We start from the raw sequence: 22,385 nt of genomic DNA, 5'->3' as shown, positions 1-22,385 counted from the left end.
CACTGGTATCAGGAGTCGCAGGTTTTGGGCAGTATCAAAACAGCTGCACCGGCAATGCTGAACGATCTGTACGGCGGTGCCATGAATCCGGACGGCTGGCCGGTCTTCCTCGGGAAGCTGGCCAGGCTGTTCCATACCGGGACTGCGTCATTGAGGGTAACGGATATCCGTGACCCCGTGATTCACCGCTCTTACACTGTGGGTTTCGATGACACGGCCAACGCAACCTATCATGAAGGGGCTTTCTACCACGACCCGTTCCGCGTCCCGCTATCTGAAGGCCCCCTCGGCAAGATTCAGGTCAGCCACCAGATTGTTGCGGATCGGGAATTCGAGCAAAGTTCCCACTACCAGAGCATTTTCCGGCCTAACGGCAATTTCTACGCTATGGGCGCGCAATTCGATCGGGGTCAGCAATGCGCCATGCACATCGGTGTTCATCGCTCCCGGCGGGCGGGCGCTTTTAGCCCGGACGAGCAGCAAACCCTTGAATTTTTCTCACCACACCTGAAAAGAGCGGCGGACCTGACGCGCCTGATCGGCCAGTTTGAATCTGCTCTCCAGCAGGCACACGCCGCGCTCGACCGCCTGCCCTTTGGTGTCTGGATTCTGGATCATCATTTGCGTTGTCAGTGGCTGAATGAAGTTGCGGAAGAATGCGCGAGAACCCGAGCTTTTGGGCTGGGACTTCACGGGGGCAAACTCGCATTCAGCAACGAGAGCATGCATAACCAGTTGCGCGCCGCTGTCCGCCTGCTCCAGGATGGGACCAGCAACACCCACAGCATTTCAGTTTCCCCCGGGGGCGCATCACTGGTGCTGGTTGACTACCGCCAGGGGCCATCGAGTTTCGGCACCACTGCATACGGTGGCGACACAATACTGGCCTTCCTTCTGAATCCGGATCGCCCCGTGACTCTGGACGCCAACCACCTGATGGCGACCTACCGCCTGACCCCCGCAGAAATCCGACTGGCCGGGGAGCTGGTCAGAGGGCATGATCTCAAGGAAGCCAGCGCCAGCCTGAGCATTTCGGTTCATACCGCGAGAACGCACCTCAAAGCGGTGATGCAGAAAACGCAGGTAACGCGCCAGGCCGACCTGGTCCGCTGCCTGCTTCTGGGGGCCGCTTCCCTGGCGCCGGAGCATCACCGTGCTTGAAAGGGGCAACGATCGATGGCTGTCGTGGTTTGACCACGGCCCCCGTGACGGCAAACCGGTATTTTTTCTCCACGGCATTCCCGGATCACGTGTGGCGCCCGCCGGGTTGGCAACAGAAGCCAGCGCTTTGGGCCTTCGCCTGATCAGTCCTGACAGGCCGGGATACGGTGATTCCACCCCCACCAGGCACTATGGATTGGCCGACCACACCAGCGACCTCCTGGCATTGGCGGACCACCTGGAACTGGAGCGTTTTTCAGTGCTGGGATTTTCCGGGGGCGGGGTATTCGCTCTCGCCTGTGCGCAGGAGGCGGCTTCCCGAATGGATAACCTGGTGGTTGTCGGGATGCCGGCCATCCCGCTGATGGAGGATCCTTTTGCCCACGGCGGGGAGCTGTCAGCAGGCACGTGGCGCCTCGGGCGGGATAACCCCGAAACCCTTCCAGGCCAGCTCGAACCACTTCTGACAAGCGCCGAATCCCTGTGTGACGCCATGCACCAGGCCATGTCGGCCAACGACACAGCCCTGCTCTCACAGGAGCCTTTGCGGTCCGCCTATCTTGATGAAATCAAAGCGGCAACGGTTCAAGGGCCCCGGATCGCAGCCCTGTCATTTGCGCGGGACATAGCCCTGATGGCCAAAGACTGGCCATTCAAGGCCGGGCAAATCAAGCGGAAGGTCCATGTGGTTCATGGGCTGCACGACAACCTGGTGTTCCCCGAACACGCCCGCTGCCTGGCAAGCCACCTTCCAGATTGCGAACTCAGCCTGCTCGGTACAGCTGGCCACTACACCGCGCTGACGGCGCCGGAAACCTTGCGGCTACTTACCGAATAATGCAGTGCTGGCCTGCTATGCGGGGCGTGGGATCTTGAGCACCTCACCAAAGGTCACGTATTCGCTACCCCCGAGCCTGCCAATCGGGTCGATGGCCGCCGCATCGAACACCAACCGCCCCTTGTCATCGTGCCTGGCTGCTTCATCGGCCACATAGACACTCAGGATCTTGCCAAACACCAGGGTTTGCGGAGTCGGGCCGATTTCCTTGATGTCATACAGCTCGCAAGCCATCGCCACCCGACAGTCTTTGAGGCGGGGCAATTCGGAGCCCTCGAAGTTGGTCAGCTCAAGGTCCGTATTAACAAGCTCGGATTCGCCGTGGGGCATGGTCCTGGAGGTTTCCGTCATCGCGGAAGCGAGCTCACGATGAGCAATATGGACAACAAAACGCTTGCGTTGCTCAATATTGACGCGGGTGTCCTTGAAGGCGCCATCCGTCGGCTTTTTTCCCACGGAGAACATCAATAACGGTGGATTGCTGGTAATCGGCGTGAAAAAGGAAAACGGTGCAAGGTTGTAATCGCCGTCCGGATTTTCACTCAATACCCAGGCCACCGGGCGCGGGATCACCGTCTGGGTCAGGATGTGGTAGATGTTCTGTGGTGCCATGCCGTCAAAATCGATAAGCATTACAGGCTCCTGTCAGCTCAGTCGGTTCGGGGTTTGGGCGCGACCGGTTTCCTGGAATGGAGAAGCCAGACGGCCATCAATACAGCGTGTAGCAGCAGCAATGGGAGCGACGCCAGCAATAGGCCGGTCCAGCCCAGCGACGTCAGCACCGCTCCGGCGCTGAGCGCCGCGACAGCCTGGGAACTGAACACCATCATGTCGTTCAGCCCCTGAACCCGGAAACGCTCCTCATCCCTGTACCCCCTCGGCAACAGGGTGGTGCCGCCGACGAACAGGAAATTCCAGCCCACACCCAGCAGAATAAGCGCAAACAGGTAATGGTGGAAAGTGATGCCACTGAACGCCAGCAGTATACAGGCAAGGTAGGCTAGCAACCCGCCGGCCATCATCAGGGGAATGCCAACCACCCGGGTCAGCCAGCCACTGATCAGCGACGGCAGATACATCGCAACGATATGAATCTGGATCACCCGCTTGGCGTCCGGAAGTTCGTGACCGGCCATCTCGGTCATGCTTAGCGGAGTAGCTGTCATGATAAAGCTCATCACGGCATAACCAATGGCTGCTCCGCTGATAGCAGTCCACACCACAGGCGCCCGCAGGATCTCCTTCAGCGGACGACCACCACCCGCCGGGGTTTCCCTGACCAGTTCCCCCTTCGAACGATACCCCAGCGCCAGCACCCCCATCGCCAGTAACTGGACGACGCCCAGCCCCAGCCAGCCTTCAAGAAACGGGTGATCTCCCTGCCCGGCGCTGCCGAGGAGAGCAATTTCAGGTCCCAGCCACGCAGCAATCAGGCCACCAAGTAACACCCGGGCCGCGGCTGAACCCGCCAACTCCGGCTTTACGGATTCCATCGCGGCAAAGCGGTACTGATGAACCACCGCCAGCCCTGTCCCGCCGACGACGGCTGCCAGACACAGCATCGGAAAACTGGAAAACCAGGCCGAGGCCCCGCCTGTCAGGCCCGCCAGCACGCCCATCAATGCGCCAAGAAGCATGACCGGCATTCGACCCAGGCGTTCCATCAACCAGGTCGCTGGCTTGATGGCGAGCACCGTGCCGACGACAACCAGCCCTACCGGTAGAGTGGCCCACTCGGGGGACGGTGCCAGGATCCGGCCATGGATGCTGCCGATAAAGACGATGAAGGGCGCCGTACACATGGCCAGTGCCTGGGCGGCAACCAGTATCCAGACGTTGAGAGGCATAATGGTGAATTATCTCTTCCTGTAGATAATGCCCGGGTGGCACTGCACCATTTCGTACAGGTGGGGCAGTCCATTGAGTGATTCCGACGCGCCCAGAACAAGGTAACCACCGGGATTCAGGGTGGCGTGGATGCGCGTCAGAATGTCCTTTTTGAGTTCCGCGGAAAAATAGATCAACACGTTGCGGCACATGACAATATCGAACTTGCCCAGCATATACCGCTCCAGCAGGTTCAGCTCCTTGAACTCTACCATGCTCTTGATCTGGGGGCGTATCTGCCAGCCACCATTCAGCGAGGGCGTGAAGAACTGCTTCTGGCGCTCCGGCGACAACCCGCGACCAATCGCGATCATTTCGTACTCACCTTTGCGGGCAACTTCCAGAACGCTTTTGGATATATCCGTTGCAGTCAGCTTCACGTCCCGGAGTTTACCCGGGCGCTGACGCCGGAACTCCTCGATGATCATGGCCACCGAGTACGGCTCCTGCCCCGTGGAACAGGCAGCCGACCAGATCCTCAAAGGCTGCATGGAGTTGCGTTCAGCAAACTCTGGCAGCAGCTTTTCCTGAAGGATCCGGAACGGGTGGTTGTCGCGGAACCACAGGGTTTCGTTGGTCGTCATCGCGTCGATGACCAGTTCCCTGAGATTGCTGCGCCCCGGACGTTTGAGCTGCCCCAGCAAATCCCCGAGTGTTGTTAACTGATTTTCTTCGAGAATGCGACGCAGACGGCTTTTTACGAGGTATTGTTTGTTCTCGCCCAACAGAATGCCACAGGCATCCTGCAGGAACGTCTTAAAAGCTTCGTATTCCTGTGGCGTAATGTCCGCTTTCATTGAATCTCTGCGCCAGGTGAATCGAGGATGATCGACGGTATTAGTTCCGATCGATGATCTCCATAACCTTTTCGGCCAATTCATCCGCACTGAACTTGGCCATAAACTCATCCGCCCCGACCTTCTGCACCATCGCACTGTCCAGTACACCGCTCAGCGAAGTGTGGAGCATGATAAAGGTATCCCGCAACGCCGGATCGTTTTTGCACCGGGTAGCCAGAGTGTAGCCGTCCATCTCGGGCATTTCGACATCGGAAATGATCAGCGAAAGATGATCACTGGCCTTTGTGCCGTCTGCCGTGATTTCTTTCAGGTAATCGAAAGCCTGCTTGCCATCGTCCCTGGTGATCACTTCCATGCCGATAGCGGTCAGGCACCGCTCTATCTGCCTCCGGGCCACGCTGGAATCATCCGCCACCAGAACCGGCAGATGCGCCTGAACGCGTTGGGCGCTACGGGTCAACAACTCCTCGGTTACATCTTCCCTGAGTGGAGAAACTTCCGCAAGAATCTTTTCTACATCGATGATTTCAACCAGTTTATCATCCATTTTTGTGACCGATGTCAGGTACACATCGTTGCCGGCACCCTTGGGCGGCGGCAGGATATCTTCCCAGTTCATGTTCACAATCTGGTCCACACCGGTAACCATGAACCCCTGGGTCTTGCGGTTGTACTCGGTGATGATGACGAAGCTGTTCGCCAGTTCCTCACGGGGAACTCCAGGATGGCCAATGGCCATGGCCAGATCAATGACGGGGATGGTTTCACCGCGGATATGGGCAACCCCCCGAACCACGCTACGACTTTTGGGAATCGACGACAGTTTGGGGCACTGCAGGACTTCCTTTACCTTGAAAACGTTGATGCCATACATCTGCCTGCCGCGAAGACGGAACAACAGGAGCTCCAGGCGGTTCTGCCCTACCAGCTGCGTGCGCTGATTTACACTGTCGAGTACCCCTGCCATTACTTTTCCCCCAGGTCTGCCCGCGGACATGCCGGCATGCATTTTGCTTTTTTTGCTCTCAAGAGCGGATGAAGCCAGCTTTTCGCCGGAATTTTGACTCACTATGTGAAGTTAACGGCCGATTCCCCCGAACCCTTAAGTTTTTCGGGATTTTCCACCGACAATTGACAGCATAGGACAAACCGCAGCGTATGCGCATCACCATTTTTGTCGTCACACTGTTAACGTCTGTCCCGGTGCTGGTGCAGGCCGCAAACACCACCGCCGAACAGATCAGGAGCGCTGCGGCTTCGTTCCTTGACGAGTTCTCGAAACAACAGGCGGACAACGGTTTCGAGGTCATACACAAAACCGGCCGACTGGACAGCCGACTGGCCCTGGCGACCTGTAACGCCCCCCTGGACGTCAGTTTCAGCGGTGATCCCTGGAAAACCACGCAACCGACGCTACAGGTCTCCTGTCGCGGCGAACGGCCGTGGCGCATGTTTCTCAACGCGTCCGTGTCCATTACCGGAGAAGGCCTTGTGGCCGCGCGCCCACTGGCCAGGGGAGAGCGGGTCATGGCGAACATGATCGAAACGGACTCAGTCGTGGTTAATGCCACCCGCAAGGGTGTGATTACCAACGTTGACCAACTGGTGGGCATGGAGATGCGACGCGGCGTCAACGCCGGCACACTGATGACGCCAGATCTGCTCTCAGCTCCGGCAGCGGTGACCAGAGGCGATCATGTTATCATCACCGCCAGAAGTGGAAATTTCTCGGTCAATTCTCGCGGCAAGGCCATGGCCGACGCAGGTGTGGGCGACCAGGTACTGGTAGAGAATCTGTCATCGTCCCGCACCGTGAAAGCATTGGTGACCGCCCCGGGCCAGGTTGAAATTCCAATGTAGGTGCGGCGCGCTTTTTCCGCAGGCGGCAGAGTCTTGCCGCTCCACGCTCTGCGAATGACAGAAGTGTAATCTTCTGGAGCTAAAAATTCGCTAAAGCTTCCGGCCTCGCGGCCGATACGCAGGTATAAAATTCGCGAATGCTGTCCCCCGTACAGTCAATAAGGTAAGCAGGTACCGATATGTCAGTTGACTTTAATGGAATTGGCCCCGGCCAGGTCAACACCCAGAGAACCACGGCCGACAAGTCTGGCTCCACCCAGAATACCCAGCCACAGGCACCCGAGCAGGCCAAGAGCCAGGGTGCCCGTGGTGAGAACGTGAACCTGAGCAATCAGGCCAAGAACCTGAAACAGCTGGAACAGAAGCTGGGTGACTATCCGGAAATGGATGATGACCGCATTGAGCAGATCCGTGCGGCGCTGGCCGATGGTTCATACAAGATTGACGCCGAGAAACTGGCCCAGAAAATGCTTGAGATGGATAAAAGCATATTCGGGTGAGTAAATCATGGCCGCAATCGATGAACTGAAAGATCTTCTTTCTCAGGATATCCGTCAACTGGATGCACTGGCGGATATTCTGGAGCAGGAAAAGTCCTGCCTCTCTTCTTCGGACATGCAGGCACTGCAAGCGATAACGACTGAGAAAAATACCCTTCTCGATCAGATCCGTGGCCGTGCCAGGCAGAAAATCCATACCCTCGTTGCCATGGGCTATCGCCCCGAAAGCGGAGCACCATCCCGTTTTATCCGCAGCGCCGGATTATCCGATCTTGCGTCGCTGTGGTCGCAGGCCAATGAACGCCTGACGTTCTGCCAGGAGATCAACCAGAACAACGGTCGCGTCATCAGCCACATGCAGAAGCGCCTGGCGCGCCTGACAGACATCTTCCGCGGCGCCAGCAGCCAGCAAAAGCTTTACGGCGCCCATGGCGAACAGACCGGCGCCTCCCAGAGAACCATCCTGGCCAGCGCCTGATCCCGACCAGCGCACTCTCCAGAATACCTGCAGAGCGCCTGCTGACCTTACCTGGTATAGATCGTCATCCGCGAATCCGGATCGAAGCGGATATCGTGGATGCTGACGTTGCCAAGGGCCGGCGTTCGCCCGCCACTGACCCGGATATTATCCATGCGGATCTCTTCTATCCGCTCCGGGAAAGCCAGGGTGAGCGATCCATCGCTTCCGAGCTGGTGTCGGGGTTCGTCATCGCGATAGTGAACCCCGGTAATCGTCAGGTCGGAGTCCAGGAAGTTCAGGATCGGAACAAAAATATGGGCCGTCAGCTTGATACCTTCCACCACATCCGGCTCCTGGCTGCCTTCACCGCCCCCCGGCACCATGGCGGTGGCGGCAGCAATACGTTGCGCCAACGCGCTATCCCCCTGCCCGGCCACCCTCGCCAGATCGTCATCACTCAACGGTGAGAATCCCTTGCTCCGATACATCTCTCCGGAGTCCGGCGAAGCCGCCTGCGGAGAGTCTGCACCACTACTGGCCGCAAAACTGACCAGCGGCTGCAGCGGCAATGCCACCATGGTGATCAACGCTGCAGCGTTGCGGTACCGGGACTGGTGCTTAAGAACCCTGTAGAGCTCCCGCTCGGTGATCCACCCGGCCTGGACCAGCACCTCCCCAAGACGCTGCCCGGTTTCCTCCTGAAGGCGCAATCCCTCTTCCAGCTGTACCGGGGATAGATACCCCCGGTTGATGAGCAATCGCCCCAGCCTTGATCTCTCTTCAAATCCCTGACGGATGTTCACTTGGCCCCTCCCTTGATTGTACTCACCGTACATCCCGGCCCGGCGCTACTTTGTTGTTAAACAATCTTAAGAAGGTTAGACGATCACGACGCATCGTGCCTGGAGATTACCCGTTCCCGAAGGAATATCTGCTAACATCCGACTACCCATAGCTACCGCTTCGCGATGGCCAGCACTTTCCACGGAGTGAACAAGGTGACCCAGAATCAATCGCAATCCAAGGCCGCTTCCCCGCTTTTTGTGACCCGCATCATCCTGATCCTGATGGCGTCACTTTCGTTCAGCACTCAGGTCTTGGCGGAAGAACCCCGCTCCGCGGACAACCCGTTGCCCCAGATCCGCATGGAGACCAGTGAAGGCGTTATCGAGATCATGCTTCGTCCGGATGTGGCTCCGAAAACCGTGGCGAACTTCCTTGAATATGTGAAAAGCGGCTATTACCGGGACACGATCTTTCATCGGGTGATTCCCGGATTCATGATTCAGGGCGGTGGCTTCGATCGCAACCTGGCTCGCAAGGACACCCGCAGCCCGATCCCCAACGAAGGCAGCCCCACCCTGAAAAACCTGAGAGGAACCATTGCCATGGCGCGTACCGGCCAGCCCCACTCGGCCACCTCCCAGTTCTTTATCAATGTTGTCGACAACCCATACCTGAACGCATCGGACAACCCCCAAAAATGGGGATATGCAGTCTTTGGAAAAGTAACCGAAGGCATGGGTGTCGTGGATGCGATCGCCAGTACGCCAACCAGTCACTCCGGCGGCATGGCGGATGTTCCCCGGGAACCGGTCACCATCAGCAACATCACCATTATCAATAGCGGCAACGCAGCCGGGAACTGATGGCAGAAGTAACAGCGCCGGCCATGGAGCCGGCCGATATCCTTTGGCATGACGGCGTTCCGGAATCCCGGCTGTTCGGTGATCTCTATTTCAACCGGGACAACGGGCTGGAAGAGACCCGATACATATTTATCGGGCACAATCGATTACCGGAACGCTTTGCCCGGGTCGGAAAGCACGCCTCGTTTGTTGTCGCGGAATCAGGCTTTGGTACCGGCCTGAACTTCCTGGCGACCTGGCAGGCCTGGCGGAACAGTCCCGCCAGCCAGCACGCCACCCTCCACTTTGTGTCTGCGGAACGTTATCCCCTGACCCGGGACGACCTGGTCCGGGCGATGAGATTATGGCCGGAACTGGCTGACCTCAGTAGCCAGTTGATCGATCAGTACCCGCCACTGGTGGCGGGAGTCCACCGAATATTGCTGGATGGGGGGCGGGTTCGTCTTACGCTGTATTTCGGGGATGTTCTCGATGCCTGGCGGGAACTGGAATTCACCGCCGATGCATGGTTCCTGGATGGCTTCGCCCCCTCTCTGAATCCGGGTATGTGGCTGGACGATGCCATCAGTCAGGTCCGCCAACACAGCAAACCGGGCACCACTCTGGCCACCTTCACGGCTGTTGGCCGCATCCGGCGTGCGCTCACGGACATCGGCTTTACGATGATCAAAACCGCCGGGTTCGGCCGTAAACGGGAAATGATTACAGGTGAAATCCCGCTTCCCGCGTCCGCCACGTTGGAACCAGAGGCCGGCAAACCGGGCTCCGTCGCGGTTATCGGCGCCGGTATCGCAGGCAGCCTGTTGGCCAGAAACCTCGCCGAGAGAGGGATTGAAGTCACCCTGATAGACAAAGCCGGTGATGCCGGCACGGCCGCATCCGGCAACCTGCAGGGTGCGCTGTACGTCAAACTGGGCGTTGAATTCAATGCCCAGACCCAGCTGGCATTGGCCTCCCTGCTGTTCAGTCAACGCTATTACTCACCGTTAACGGGCAACGGCTGGCACCCTACCGGGCTGTTGCAAACGGCCTGGAGTGATCAGGAACAACAGCGCCAGGAGCGATTCCTGAATCGTAACCGCTACCCGTCGGACATAGTGACACCGGTGGATTCGGCAACCGCCGGCAAGCTGACCGGCATCCCCATAGGCACGGGCGGGTTATGGTTTCCCCACAGTGGCTGGCTGGAACCAGCATCCCTCTGCCGGACACTGACGGATCATCCCAACATCCGCCACCATTTTTCCATGGATGTCCACCGCCTCACGCAGCTGGAAGATCGGTGGCTGATCTCGGGCGCTGGAACCGACATCAGCGCCGACAAGGTCGTCCTCTGCGCCGGTCATCAGACACCGGAACTGATTCCCATGGCGGGTGGCACGGGCGCATTCCGGTTTAAAGCAATACGCGGCCAGGTCAGCCACTTGCCCGAAGACAGCGTCCGCGCACCAAGTGCTGTGATTTGCGGCCCCAGGTACATCAACCCTGCCCGCAACGGACTCTGCGTGACCGGCGCCACCTTTGACCTTCATGACCTGTCACCACAGCAAAGCCTGGACAGCCATCGGGAAAATCTCAACGAACTGACGGCCATGCTTCCCGACCTTTGGCCAGACAAGCCACCAGCAGAGTCAGAGATAGCCCGACTTCAGGGACGGGTCGGGTTCCGGTGCACGACCCATGACTATCAACCGGCTGCGGGCGAGCTGACGAATCTTGAAGGCAGTACTCTCGATGGCCTGTTCGTATTCACCGGGCTCGGCAGCAAGGGGCTCACCTATGCCCCGTTGCTCGCGGAATTCCTTGCGGATAAGCTCACGGGGCAGCCGCCATGCCTGCCCCGTTCGTTATCGAAACGGGTGGACCCGCACAGGTGTTATAAGATGAAAATTTCCAGATCCAGTGGGTGATTGGACTGAAGGTTTCCACAACACGGCCGATAACCGATGAAAGGGCGCTCACACCCCGGAGATACCCATGGCCATATTTGTCAGTGAACCCGGCAGACCTGTCGGAACACGCTTACCGGAGATGTTCCGGGGACGGCGCGTGGGTAACGTTACGGAAATGACGGAATCCCACGCCATTAACACTGGCCACAGTGAAGTGACGGACGCGGAATTTCAGCGGGCCAGCCATTCTCCTGCTCATTATCGGGCGATGGAAGAGTACGGCTCCGCAGCCTATGACGAGCCCAGGGAACAACGCAGTTACCTTCCAGTATCGACAATCTGTACACCGGCTATCCACTCACTGCCGGCCACCGCTACCCTGTCGGAAGCCCTGACCATCATGGATGCCCATGGCGTGCACCACCTGGTGGTCACCGCGGAGGACAACGTCGCCGGGCTGATCGACCTGCGCTGGCTTCTCGCCTGGTTACACGAGAACCAGGCCAACGCCATGAGTTATAGCCTGGCACATATCGAGCTGCCGGCATTCTTGACGGCATCGCCTGAAACCGACGCCCACCAGTTGGCAAGGCTGATGCTGGCCCATCAACTGAATGCCGCGCTGGTCATCGACAAGCAGGGAGCTCCCGCCGGGATCGTCACCAGTACCGATTATCTGAAGCTGTACGCCGCCGCAGGTCGTCAGCAGGGTAACGTTTAGTTCAGCCGCTCGCCCTCCGCAGAGAACAGTACGATTTTCCATTCGATGCTCCCTCCGACGCTCTCGCGCAGCAGGGTAACAATCTCGTCATCACGGTAATTGGCCAGCGCTTCGATGCGGGCACCATCAATTTTCGGCTGTATTCTCCAGAGATCCCAGGCATCCGGATTGTCCTCTTCGCTGGTTACCGTCTCGCCCGGGGAAATACGCGCAATAACCGGTTGCTGAATGCCGCTGTCCACCGCGTCTTCGGCAAAGGCACCCGTTGTCGCCCCGGCAACAACAAGGTCATTATCGAACGCCTGCAGCGTCAACAGGTGGTCCTTACCGGTCCGCGAAGGATCTGCATAGGAGAATGCATAATTCACATGACCCGAGACGGAATACCCAAGGACGAATCCGTTACTTCCAGCCACGGGCCCGCCTAGCAGGACATTGTCATCATCACCCGATTCATCGATGGAGTAGCGCCGGTCGCTGTTTCCCGCCAGCCAGATGTTGCTGAGACCATAGAGCCCATCCGTTAACGCTTCCCCGCCATCGGTTCCACGCTGGTATACCGTGATATTGCTGTTCGCGGCGGACGCATTATAAAAGAACACATCAGTGGAGCCCGCGCTACTCTGGCCCGCGACGGCGCCACTCGAAGCCCCGAACAGGTATGGACTGGCATTAACCGCACTGCCGGCCACCACGGAATCATCCTGGCCAGAGCCGATCTGCCTCGTCCAGGCCAGTTTGGGCACCCGGTCGTCACCATCGGTGTCGGTGTCTATTCGCTGCAGAAAGCTGTCGACCCCGCCTACCCGGGATTCGCCAGTCCAGCGGCCGCTGGTTTCCCCGGCAACCGCCACAAACCCGCTGTCGTCGTTGATACCAACCCAGCGGGGGATGTCGTCCGCCGATGTGCCGGTACGAAGTGTCCAGACCGGTGAATACTCGCTGCCCTCTGCGGCAGCCGAATCAAACCAGTACAGGCTGGTGACCACATCCAGTCCACCGTGGGCAGGCTGCCCTGGCATGTCGGCTTCAGCGGCGTAGGCAACAACAAATTCAAAACGATCCACCCGGGTACTGCCCTGGGTCACCTGACGCCGGGTATAGTGGATCACCGGTTGCGGCTCGTTCAGCACTGTCGCGCCGTCGCTGACCGCCACTTCCTGTAGCAGCTCCCCCTTCTGGTCGAATATGCGGACCAGAACCTGATCATTCGCGGCGTCGTTGTACCCGGTTACGTACAGCCTGCCCTCGTGCCCAAGGGCAATATCGGTTGGCACAAAGTCATCCGTCTCGTTCAGGACCAGCGGGCTCGATAACTCGTTGATGTTGATCCGCAACTCCCCGTCTTCCTCGCCCCCCGCAAACCCCTCGCGGCCTGCCTGGTACGTCTGATCAACCCCGAGTAACAGGAAGCGGTCGTCCATCCCGATATTGGCGTATTCATCGGCATCGGGAATTCTTACGCGGAAGCGAACCCGGTCTGTCTCCGCGGGGAATTCGATTATGTCGTTATCTTCCCACTCACCCGCGTCGTTAAGAACCTGGATGTAATAGTCACCGGCCTTGGCAACGGAATCCTCACTCTCTCCCAGCCGGGCGCGAATGCTCCCTTCCCTTTCGCCACTGAGGATGGCCTCGAACTGCCGTTTCGTCCCCACCGTGAGCGCATCGCGCTGACGACCACTGACCGTTTCAAGGCGTACCCGGGGTTCGTTGTCATCAACCACCAGGGTGGTCCTTACGCCGCTGTCGGATGGCCCAAGGGCCGCCAGGCCGTTTCGTACTTCCGTGAGAGCAATCTGCAGGGACTCCGAGGGCTCAGGCACGGTATCGTCAACCACCTCCAGGCGGATATAGCATTCGGTAATTCCCGGCTCCAGGGTCACCACGCCCTTCGAATAGACACCGTTTTCGTCCTGCTGATAATCCAGGTAGTCCGGAACCGGTAATGCGTCCTCGCTGTCACTGCCCAGGGCCACGATATCCTTGCCGATAATGGCATCATCGCGGTTGGCATCGCCCTCCTCGCAGCGCTGATGCTCCGGATCAAAACCCTCGTCGCAGGAATCCGGGTCGAAATCCGAAGACAACTCGAAGGCAACCGCTACCCGCGTCACCGATGGCTGTTCCAGTAACACCCGGACCAGCACCGGGTTGGTGTCGGTTGTACGGGGCTCGGTAGCGGTCACCGCACCCTCATCGTCGTACAGGTTGATGTGGTAACTGTGTGAGCCGGTCTCATCGAGCTCCGGCGCCTCGCAGCGGGTTTCTCCGGCTTCAGGCGTTTCCGCTGACTGACCTTCGGCAATAGTATCGGCGTCGAGTGATAGTGGGTTGCGCTTGACCTCAATATCGAACGGCTGGACACCCGCGCGCTCACCATCGGTGGTAATCAGGTTGATATTCTCGACCTTGCCCAGATCGGCGTCGCCCCGGTTACCGCCACTGAGCCCCGGAACCCCCCGTACAATAATGCCCGGGCGCGCCTTGTTGCTGGTGTCTTCCAATGCCAGCCAGGACGGCGCGTTGGTCAGGGAAAAGTCCAGTAGCCGCTCGCCGCCATAGGCACCGAAATTGTAGTAATACTCCACGCCAAGGTAGGCTTCCCCCGGCGGCACGCCGAGAACGGTCGGATCATCGGAACCCTTGTCGGTCTTGCATCCGGTGGAAATCAGGGCCAGAACAATCAGCAGGCCATGGCATCTGGCCAGAAAGGCAATGCGTGGTAGCAAGTCGGCGCGCATGGAAAAGTCCGTTTTAAAGCGTTGTTATTATGGGCGCGCAAGCAGGACAGTGGGCCTGCGTTACACACCGTTACAGAACAACGCCATGGTAATCAATTTGTACACGGGGGGATCTGCGCGAGTTCTCAGATTCGCAGGCCGGGAGCCCTGCTGAGGATCCCGGCCTGATTGACTATGCGCCGAGAGATTCCAGGAGGGTGCGGAAACCGTCTTCATCCAGTACCTTGACCCCAAGGGACTCGGCTTTGGTCAGCTTGGAACCGGCGGCCTCTCCGGCGACGACACACGATGTTTTTTTGGAAACACTGCCGGCAACCTTGGCACCCAGCTTTTCCAGGCGTTCTTTTGCCTCGTCCCGAGTCATTTCCGTCAGCGTTCCCGTCAATACCCAGGTTTCTCCAAGCAACGGCTTTGGCTCAGCAGTGATCTCTTCCGTCTGCCACTGAACGCCTGCGTTTCTCAGGGCGGCAATGGTTTCCTGATTGTGGGGCTGATCAAAGAAGCTGCGGATATGGCCGGCCACGATGGGCCCAACATCCTGCACCTGCTGAAGCGCGTCTTCATCCGCTTCGCCAATCGCCTCCAGGGTCCCAAAGTGACTGGCCAGGGACTTGGCAGTTGCCTCACCTACTTCGCGGATTCCCAGGGCGTAGACAAACCGCCAAAGCACCGGATTCCGGGACTTATCAATTGCCGCCAGAAGGTTCGTTGCGGACTTGTCGCCCATGCGCTCCAGACCGGTTAGATTGTCTTTGGTCAAACCGTAAATATCCGCCACGGTCTCCACCAGGCCCTTGTCCACCAGGATATCGATCCATTTATCCCCCAGCCCCTCGATGTCGAGCGCCTTGCGGGAGGCATAGTGCCGGATCGCTTCCTTTCGCTGCGCCGGGCAGTACAGGCCACCGGAGCACCGCGCCACCGCCTCGCCTTCAATCTGGATAACGTCCGAATCGCAAACCGGACAGGTGTCGGGCAGCTCAACCTCGCGGGCATCACCAGGCCGCTTTTCCAGCACCACTTTGACCACCTGGGGGATCACATCACCGGCACGGCGGATAAACACGGTATCGCCGATACGGGCATCCAGACGACGAATCTCATCCATATTGTGCAGGGTGGCGTTACTGACCGTCACACCGCCCACAAACACCGGCTTGAGCCGCGCCACCGGTGTGACCGCGCCGGTGCGGCCGACCTGGAACTCCACGTCCTCGATGACGGTGAGCTCTTCCTGGGCCGGAAACTTGTGGGCGATCGCCCAGCGCGGCGCGCGCGATACAAAACCCAGGGCCTGCTGCTGTTCCAGGCTGTTAACCTTGAATACGATCCCGTCGATTTCGTACGGAAGCTCAGCGCGCTTTTCCATTAAAGCCTCGTAGGCGGCGAGGCATTCATCGGCTCCGGTCGCCTTACGCATTTCCGGGTTGATCCGGAACCCCCATTCACGAACCTGCTGCAGGCAGTCCCAGTGGGTACCGGGCAGAATGGAATCATCGGCAACGGCAACACTGTAGGCGCAGAGTTCCAGTGGCCGACGGGCGGTGACCGACGGTTTTTTCTGTCTGAGGCTGCCGGCTGCCGCGTTGCGAGGATTCACAAATGTCTTCTCACCCTGATTCGCCAGGGTCTGGTTCAGCTTCTCGAAACCGGCTTTGGGCATATACACCTCGCCCCTCACCTCCACCATCTCCGGCACGTCTCTACCCCGGAGCCTCAAGGGAACGGAAGGGATGGTGCGGATATTGGCGGTGATATCCTCGCCGGCGTAGCCATCGCCCCGGGTGGCTGCCCGGGTAAGAACCCCCTGTTCGTAATGCAGGCTGACCGCCAGACCATCCAGCTTGGGTTCACAAACGTATTCGATGTCTTCACCGGTTTTCAGGCGGTCTTTCACCCGGCGGTCAAAGTCCCGCAGTTCCTCATCGTTGAACGCATTGTCGAGCGACAGCATGGGGACCCGGTGCACCACCTCTTCAAAGCTGGTTTCCGCATTGGCGCCGACACGCCGCGTGGGAGAGTCATCCGTGACCAGCTCGGGGTGGCTCGCCTCCAGATCCTGCAGCTCACGGAACAGGCGATCGTACTCGGCATCCGGTACCTGCGGATCGTCAAGCACGTAATAGCGATAATTATGCTCGTCTATGGTTTGCCGCAGTTCCTGTACCCGGTTTGCCGTCTCGGGTGTCGCTGTACTCATACCTGTCATCCCTTGGAGCTACAAAAAAATACCCGGATTTTACCGGGTATTTTACTCTTAACGATCGCTTCAGCGCTCAGTGGCGTGGCGACCGCTGTTTACGTTCAAACTCTCGTATCCGCTGGCGACAGTGCTCGATGGTCTGTGGTGTCATCACACTGCGCCGCTCGTCTTTCAGCTCCCCGCCCATGTTGCGGACCACGCACTGGGCAGTTTCAAGCATGAATTCAAAGGCCTGTAACGCATTGGACGGGCCAGGCATGCTCATGAAAAAGCTGATACCGGGGGTCGACATGGCAGGCATGTCCTCGGGCCGGAAGGTGCCCGGCTCTACCGCGCTTGCCACACTGAACTGCACCGGGCTGGTGGTATCCGATTCCTCGTGGCGATGGTAGATGTCCATGTCACCGTATTCCAGGCCACAGGCTTCAAACAGTTCCTTCAGGACGCTGCCTTTGAAATCCTCGCCCTTACGCGCCAGAACGTTAATCACCACAACCTCCCGCGCCTCCGGGCGGTTTGCGCCCGCCAGGGGCTGCCCGGATCGTTTTGGCGTCTGATCACGCCGGGCAGTGTCCTCCTGCACTTCGCTGGTCACCATCGGGGGCGGCGTTGTCTCGGTGTCCGGCTTACGGGCCGCAGGTTCACTTTCTGGCTCGGGAACCGTTTCCGGAGGCTCTTCCTGCCAGGGCTCGTCGACAATGCCCTCATCCGGTTCCGGGTCATCGTCCCTTGCGCCCCAACCGGTATCAGCGGTTTCGTAATCGTCACGATCATCGGACTCGAAAGCCACACCGTCTTCTCCGACATCCGTTTGCGAAGTATCCGGTTGTGACTCTTCAGCCAAGGCCTTTTTCTCTGCATCGCTGACAATCGGGCGCGTCGGCTTTTGCACCGGGTTGCCGAAGCGACTGGAGCGCTCGCGCTTCAGATAGCCCCGCTCTTCCAGGGTATCCCTGGAAATCGTGCGGGCGCCGCCATTGGGCAACTCCGGGTTGTATTCGTCGTCCAGTGGGGACTCATCCAGGTCATTGGCGCCCATACCGGATGAAATCGCGATGGATTCCTTGCGAGCCCGGCGCATTCGACGGAGGCCGTCGATAACAATGCCGATGATAACCAGGGTACCTATGGCAATTAACCATTCCCTTAGTGACATAGTGATGCTGTCCTGTTTGCAGATCGGATATCGTTGCTACTCTAAGAAAAGCCTGTAATGAATACAACGCACAGGTGGGCCAGATGGCCGTTTTGTCATCTTTGGCGGTATTCCAGGCCCCCTGAGCCCGGAGCCCTACGCTTCCGCCAGGGCGGCCGCCTCATCCACATCCACCGATACCAGCCGTGAACAGCCGGGCTCATGCATGGTAACCCCCATCAACTGGTCCGCCATTTCCATGGCGATCTTGTTATGGGTAATGTAGATGAACTGAACCTGCTTTGACATCTCCTTCACCATGTTGGCATAGCGGCCAACGTTGGCGTCGTCCAGCGGCGCGTCTACCTCGTCCAGCATACAGAACGGAGCCGGATTGAGCTGGAAAATGGAAAATACCAGCGCAATGGCGGTCAGTGCCTTTTCACCACCGGATAACAGGTGAATGGTACTGTTCTTCTTACCCGGCGGGCGCGCCATGATGGTAACCCCGGTTTCCAGCAGGTCTTCCCCGGTCAGCTCGAGGTAGGCGTTGCCGCCACCGAACACTTTGGGGAACAATGCCTGCAGTCCGCCATTGACCTGGTCAAAGGTTTCCTTGAAACGCTGGCGGGTCTCCCGGTCAATCCGCCGGATCGCATTGTCCAGGGTCTCAAGCGCTTCCATCAGGTCTTCATGCTGACTGTCCAGGTAGGTCTTACGCTCGCTCTGGACCTGGTATTCCTCAATCGCCGCCAGGTTAATGGCGCCCAGCCGCTGGATCCGGTTGCCGATTTTTTCCAGCTCATCGGCCCACGCCTGTTCCGTGGCCTCTTCCGGGAGTTGTTCGAGAATGTCCTGCAACTTCACATCAAGCTCCTGAAGCTGTTCGATGTGGTTGCCGGAACGAATCTCCAGTGCCTGGGATTCCATTTTCAGCTTCTCAAGCCGGGCGCGAATATCCTGCACTTCATGTTCGGTGCGACTTCTGCCCTGCTCCTTCTCCCGGACTTCCCGGTCAATTTCCTCCAGGGCATCCCTGGCGACACCGAGTTTCTCTTCCTCGGCGAGGCGCCGGTCCAGCAGCCCTTCGAGCTGCATCTGGAGATCCTCAATGGGCTCTTCGGCACTTTCGCGGGACTCTCGAAGGATTTCCAGGCGCTCTTCCAGCCGCTCCTTCTGCATCTGCATCCGGTCAATGGTCTGGCGCAACCCGTCCCGCTGGCTGTTCAGGGACTGTAACTGCAATTGCAGTTGGTGGGCGTGATCGCGGTCGTGCCGGGCTTCCTGGCGCAGATGATCCAGGTTCTCCCGAAGCGAATCCCGCCGTTCGAGCAGCTGCTCTTTTTCCTCGTCACTGTCTTCCGTGGACGCCAGCGCCTCCTGCCACTCTTCCCGCGCTTCCTGCAACTGCTCCTGTTGTTCCTCAAGGCTGAGCGCCACGTCTTCAGCATCATCCCGGATACGCTGAAGACGGTCATTGATCTGTTCCGCCCGGGCTTTCAGGCCGCTGATTTTCGAGGACAACCCGCCAAGCTCGCGCTCCGCGTCGCTGAGACGACCCTGGGCATCATCCCGGTTGGCTTCCGCCCGTTCGGATTTCTCCTGCAGATCGTCCAGTTGTTCGTTGGCCTCCTGCAGCAATGCCTCAGCTTCGTCGAGCTCTTCCGCCAACTGACTGACTTTTTTCTGGCGCTCGATAACCCCGACCTGACCGGCGTCGGAGTCCGGCATCAGAATCCAGTCCCGGGACACCCAGACACCTTCCCGGGTAATCACACTGTCACCATTGTTCAGGGCATCCTGACGGGCCAGCGCGTCATCCAGGGACTCGGCGGTGTCTATGCCCGCCAACAATCCACCAATTCCCGAGGCGCCGGAAACCCTCGAAGCCAAGCCGCCCGAACCTGCCATACCCTGGCCGTCGGCAGTAACCAGCGCCAACCCCTTGGGAGCGCCAGACAGTGCGTGATGAAGCGATTCCATGCCAGCAACGCTCACGCCCTGGCTGAAGCGGTTAATCACCTGTTCTACGGCAAACTCCCAGCCATTATCGATCGTCAGCTGCTGGGCAATCCGGGGGGCTGACTCCAGGCCAAACTCCCGTAACCAGGATTGCAGCGCATCGTCCTGAGCGCCCATCTGCTCATCCAGCAGTGCCTGCTGGGATTCCAGGGACGCACGAAGACTTTGCACCTTCTGGCGATAATCGGACGCCTTCTGTTCGGCGTCCTTCTGTTGCTGGCGAGCCCCGTACAATTCGTCCTGAACCGCTGTGATTCGTTCCGCCGCTTCTTCACGCTGAAGCTCCAGCGTTTCCTGCTGCTCCAGCAAATCCTCCAGCTCTGCGCGATCCAACTGACCGTCCAGCAGTTCCTGTTCGTCTGCCAGCCTCTGCTGGCGGGTCTTTAACTGGGTAATCGCATCTTCCAGGGAGCGTATTCTGGACTGGGCCAGCTCAGCCTGACGTCGGGCATCCGCGGAACGGGAACTGAACTCTTCCCAGCTCTGCTGCCAATCGCTCATGGCGTCTTCCGCCAGTTGCAGCTTTTCCCCGGACTCCTCGGCGCGAATCGACAGCGCTTCCTGTTCCGGCTCGATCATGTCCAGCTCTTCCTGGATACCGGACAGCTTCTCTTCGTCCTGTTCCAGCTCCCTGGCCAGCTCTCGCTGGTTTGCCATGGCCTGATCCAGTTCGGTGGCAATCTGCCGGCCCCGCTCCCGCTGGTGCTCGAGGCTTTGCTCTATCCGGGCAATATCGGCGCCCGCTTCATAGAACCGCGCCTGCGCCCGGTTAAAGTGCTCGGTGCGCTCCTGATGGCGGTCCCGCAGGGACTCCAGGGACGTTTCCAGGCTCACCCGATCGGTCAGGTATTTCTCAAGCTCCAGTTCGGTATCACGGATTTTCGAACGCCAGGTCTGCAGGTCATTGTCCAGGGACTTCCAGCGCAGGACCGTCAGTTCAGCCTTCTTCTGGCGCTCTTCCTGCTTGTAGGCCTTGTACTTTTCCGCTGCGGCAGCCTGACGCTCCAGGTGTTGCAGCTGGCGACCGAGCTCTTCCCGCAGATCGGTCAGGCGCTCAAGGTTTTCCTGGGTGCGCCGAATGCGATTCTCGGTTTCACGGCGCCGTTCCTTGTACTTGGAAATGCCTGCCGCTTCCTCGATATAGATCCGCAGTTCTTCGGGTTTTGCCTCAATCAGGCGGGAAATCATGCCCTGCTCGATGATGGCATAGCTTCGCGGACCCAGGCCGGTGCCCAGGAACAGATCGGTGATGTCGCGACGACGGCATTTCGAGCCGTTGAGGAAGTATTCAGACTGGCCTTCGCGGGACACCCGCCGGCGAACGGAAATTTCGTTAAAGCGGACAAACTCGCCGGGTGCGGAACCATCGCTGTTATCAAACACCAGTTCGATGGACGCCTGCCCCACCGGCTTGCGGGCACTGGAGCCGTTGAAGATAACGTCGGTCATGGATTCGCCACGCAGGTACTTGGCGGAACTCTCCCCCATGACCCAGCGAACCGCATCGATGATATTGGACTTGCCACACCCGTTCGGACCAACCACGGCGGTCATATTGGAGGGAAACGGCACCGTGGTCGGATCAACAAAGGATTTGAAGCCGGACAGCTTGATGGATTTCAGGCGCATATCAGGCGCTTGCCTCCTCCCTGAGTATGCTCAACACCTGGTGCCGCTGATGTTCCCCGAACCGGATAATGGCAGCCTCGACCTTGTCGGCATCACCGTTCACTGCCGCATCGGCAACATCGGTAAAGAACCGGCCGGTTTCCGTCAGTTCCTCGCGGAAATTCTCCAGGGCAACAAAGTAGGTACGGCTGATGGCAGGCCGGAAGTTTTCCAGGGTTTCCTCAAGAAACGGATTATCCACCAGGGTGTAGGCATAGCGCATGACGCCGAAGCCGGCTTCGATTACCTGCTCGGCGGCATCGCCTCCGGACGAGTTCAAAGCATCGGTGACCGCCTGAAGCTCCCGGGCCTGGCCGACAATACCCGCCAGCTCCTGGGAGGACCAGCGCTCCATGACCTTACGACCAAGCATACACAGGAGATCGATATAGATATCGTAAAGGCTGTTTACCAGCTCCGGCGTCAGTCTTGAGACCACCGCACCCCGACGGGGGAAAATCTCGACCAGGTGCCGACGCTGAAGAATCAGCAACGCCTCACGGACGGAGCCGCGACTGACGTTCAAATCACCCGCTACCTTGAGCTCCTGGATCCGCTCGCCGGGTTTGAGTTCACCGGTCATGATGCGCTGGCCCAGATGCTGGGCGATTTGCTCGGATAGACTTTCGGGGGCCTGGAACCTCATAAAGTTGGTCGCTCACTTGCTGCAGACGGCACGATAATAAGCGCAAAAGTTTACCACAGGGATTGGCTGACCCCATCCCCTTGTCTGACATTTCGACCATACCGTACAGCGGCAAGGAACTGCCGACATTCTGACGCTTTGTCATCATTTTGCAGCATAGTCGATAATTCAGACAGCATACGCCCGATATCCGACTGTT

The 22,385-nt window shown here is 58.8% G+C and carries 18 protein-coding genes; 8 read left to right on the top strand and 10 right to left on the bottom strand.

Features of this window, described 5'->3' with window-relative positions:
• Nucleotides 1–24: 24 nt before the first annotated feature.
• Together ACJO5Y_RS00910 and ACJO5Y_RS00905 are read left to right on the top strand one after the other, a co-directional pair.
• Nucleotides 25–1,161 carry a helix-turn-helix transcriptional regulator gene (locus ACJO5Y_RS00910; protein WP_406984324.1) on the top strand — a complete coding sequence of 379 codons (1,137 nt, stop codon included), beginning with the start codon at nucleotides 25–27 and terminating at the stop codon, nucleotides 1,159–1,161.
• Entirely contained in the window at nucleotides 1,154–1,999 is an 846-nt protein-coding gene (locus ACJO5Y_RS00905; RefSeq protein ID WP_406984322.1) for an alpha/beta fold hydrolase, read from the top strand. The genes ACJO5Y_RS00910 and ACJO5Y_RS00905 overlap by 8 nt, the downstream gene beginning before the upstream one ends.
• Nucleotides 2,000–2,014: 15 nt before the next feature.
• On the opposite strand, the gene ACJO5Y_RS00900 is transcribed toward ACJO5Y_RS00905, so the two are convergent.
• The 4 genes from ACJO5Y_RS00900 to ACJO5Y_RS00885 are packed head-to-tail and all read right to left on the bottom strand — an operon-like array spanning nucleotide 2,015 to nucleotide 5,653.
• Nucleotides 2,015–2,632 carry a flavin reductase family protein gene (locus ACJO5Y_RS00900; RefSeq protein ID WP_406984320.1) on the bottom strand — a complete coding sequence of 206 codons (618 nt, stop codon included), beginning with the start codon at nucleotides 2,630–2,632 and terminating at the stop codon, nucleotides 2,015–2,017.
• A gap of 17 nt (nucleotides 2,633–2,649) precedes the next feature.
• Entirely contained in the window at nucleotides 2,650–3,846 is a 1,197-nt protein-coding gene (locus ACJO5Y_RS00895) for an MFS transporter (RefSeq protein ID WP_406984318.1), read from the bottom strand.
• A gap of 9 nt (nucleotides 3,847–3,855) precedes the next feature.
• Complete coding sequence (locus ACJO5Y_RS00890; protein ID WP_406984316.1) at nucleotides 3,856–4,683, bottom strand: CheR family methyltransferase; 828 nt, start codon at nucleotides 4,681–4,683, stop codon at nucleotides 3,856–3,858.
• Nucleotides 4,684–4,723: 40 nt separating this feature from the next.
• Nucleotides 4,724–5,653: a chemotaxis protein CheV gene (locus ACJO5Y_RS00885; protein ID WP_406984314.1), complete on the bottom strand. Its 930-nt coding sequence runs from the start codon at nucleotides 5,651–5,653 to the stop codon at nucleotides 4,724–4,726.
• A gap of 191 nt (nucleotides 5,654–5,844) precedes the next feature.
• Here ACJO5Y_RS00885 and flgA point away from each other — a divergent pair, with 191 nt between their 5' ends.
• The 3 genes from flgA (at nucleotide 5,845) to ACJO5Y_RS00870 (ending at nucleotide 7,524) form a co-directional block, all read left to right on the top strand.
• Nucleotides 5,845–6,546, top strand: a complete 702-nt coding sequence (gene flgA, locus ACJO5Y_RS00880) for a flagellar basal body P-ring formation chaperone FlgA (protein WP_406984313.1) — start codon at nucleotides 5,845–5,847, stop codon at nucleotides 6,544–6,546.
• A 179-nt stretch (nucleotides 6,547–6,725) separates the two neighbouring features.
• Nucleotides 6,726–7,046 (top strand): flagellar biosynthesis anti-sigma factor FlgM, encoded by a 321-nt coding sequence (gene flgM, locus ACJO5Y_RS00875; protein WP_406984311.1) that lies wholly within the window; start codon nucleotides 6,726–6,728, stop codon nucleotides 7,044–7,046.
• Nucleotides 7,047–7,053: 7 nt separating this feature from the next.
• Entirely contained in the window at nucleotides 7,054–7,524 is a 471-nt protein-coding gene (locus tag ACJO5Y_RS00870) for a flagella synthesis protein FlgN (protein ID WP_406984309.1), read from the top strand.
• Nucleotides 7,525–7,571: 47 nt separating this feature from the next.
• On the opposite strand, the gene ACJO5Y_RS00865 is transcribed toward ACJO5Y_RS00870, so the two are convergent.
• Complete coding sequence (locus ACJO5Y_RS00865) at nucleotides 7,572–8,309, bottom strand: cyclic di-GMP-binding domain-containing protein, MshE-related (protein ID WP_406984307.1); 738 nt, start codon at nucleotides 8,307–8,309, stop codon at nucleotides 7,572–7,574.
• A 240-nt stretch (nucleotides 8,310–8,549) separates the two neighbouring features.
• Between ACJO5Y_RS00865 and ACJO5Y_RS00860 the strand changes: the two genes are divergently transcribed.
• The 3 genes from ACJO5Y_RS00860 to ACJO5Y_RS00850 all read left to right on the top strand — a co-directional run bounded on the left by ACJO5Y_RS00860 (nucleotide 8,550) and on the right by ACJO5Y_RS00850 (nucleotide 11,768).
• A complete protein-coding gene (locus ACJO5Y_RS00860) occupies nucleotides 8,550–9,155 on the top strand; it encodes a peptidylprolyl isomerase (RefSeq protein ID WP_406984495.1) in 606 nt (201 codons plus the stop codon).
• The gene (gene mnmC, locus ACJO5Y_RS00855; RefSeq protein WP_406984493.1) at nucleotides 9,152–11,065 is read left to right on the top strand and encodes a bifunctional tRNA (5-methylaminomethyl-2-thiouridine)(34)-methyltransferase MnmC2/FAD-dependent 5-carboxymethylaminomethyl-2-thiouridine(34) oxidoreductase MnmC1; all 1,914 of its coding nucleotides are present in this window, start codon (nucleotides 9,152–9,154) and stop codon (nucleotides 11,063–11,065) included. Before ACJO5Y_RS00860 ends, mnmC begins: the two co-directional genes overlap by 4 nt.
• A gap of 67 nt (nucleotides 11,066–11,132) precedes the next feature.
• Nucleotides 11,133–11,768 (top strand): CBS domain-containing protein, encoded by a 636-nt coding sequence (locus tag ACJO5Y_RS00850; protein WP_406984305.1) that lies wholly within the window; start codon nucleotides 11,133–11,135, stop codon nucleotides 11,766–11,768.
• On the opposite strand, the gene ACJO5Y_RS00845 is transcribed toward ACJO5Y_RS00850, so the two are convergent.
• From ACJO5Y_RS00845 to ACJO5Y_RS00825, 5 genes are all read right to left on the bottom strand, one after another.
• A complete protein-coding gene (locus ACJO5Y_RS00845; RefSeq protein WP_406984303.1) occupies nucleotides 11,765–14,512 on the bottom strand; it encodes a hypothetical protein in 2,748 nt (915 codons plus the stop codon). The two genes, ACJO5Y_RS00850 and ACJO5Y_RS00845, sit on opposite strands and share 4 nt — an antisense overlap.
• 172 nt (nucleotides 14,513–14,684) lie before the next feature.
• A complete protein-coding gene (gene ligA, locus ACJO5Y_RS00840) occupies nucleotides 14,685–16,712 on the bottom strand; it encodes an NAD-dependent DNA ligase LigA (protein WP_406984301.1) in 2,028 nt (675 codons plus the stop codon).
• A gap of 76 nt (nucleotides 16,713–16,788) precedes the next feature.
• Nucleotides 16,789–17,871: a cell division protein ZipA gene (zipA, locus tag ACJO5Y_RS00835; RefSeq protein ID WP_406984299.1), complete on the bottom strand. Its 1,083-nt coding sequence runs from the start codon at nucleotides 17,869–17,871 to the stop codon at nucleotides 16,789–16,791.
• Nucleotides 17,872–18,006: 135 nt separating this feature from the next.
• On the bottom strand, nucleotides 18,007–21,501 hold the full coding sequence (smc, locus tag ACJO5Y_RS00830) for a chromosome segregation protein SMC (protein ID WP_406984297.1): 3,495 nt from the start codon (nucleotides 21,499–21,501) through the stop codon (nucleotides 18,007–18,009).
• 1 nt (nucleotide 21,502) lies between these two features.
• Nucleotides 21,503–22,186, bottom strand: a complete 684-nt coding sequence (locus ACJO5Y_RS00825) for a GntR family transcriptional regulator (protein ID WP_406984295.1) — start codon at nucleotides 22,184–22,186, stop codon at nucleotides 21,503–21,505.
• Between the last annotated feature and the right edge of the window lie 199 nt (nucleotides 22,187–22,385).

Origin of the sequence: Marinobacter alkalisoli (assembly GCF_045449855.1) — a bacterium.
In the GTDB taxonomy this organism is placed as follows: Bacteria; Pseudomonadota; Gammaproteobacteria; order Pseudomonadales; family Oleiphilaceae; genus Marinobacter.
This window is presented reverse-complemented; position numbering and strand designations above follow the sequence as displayed.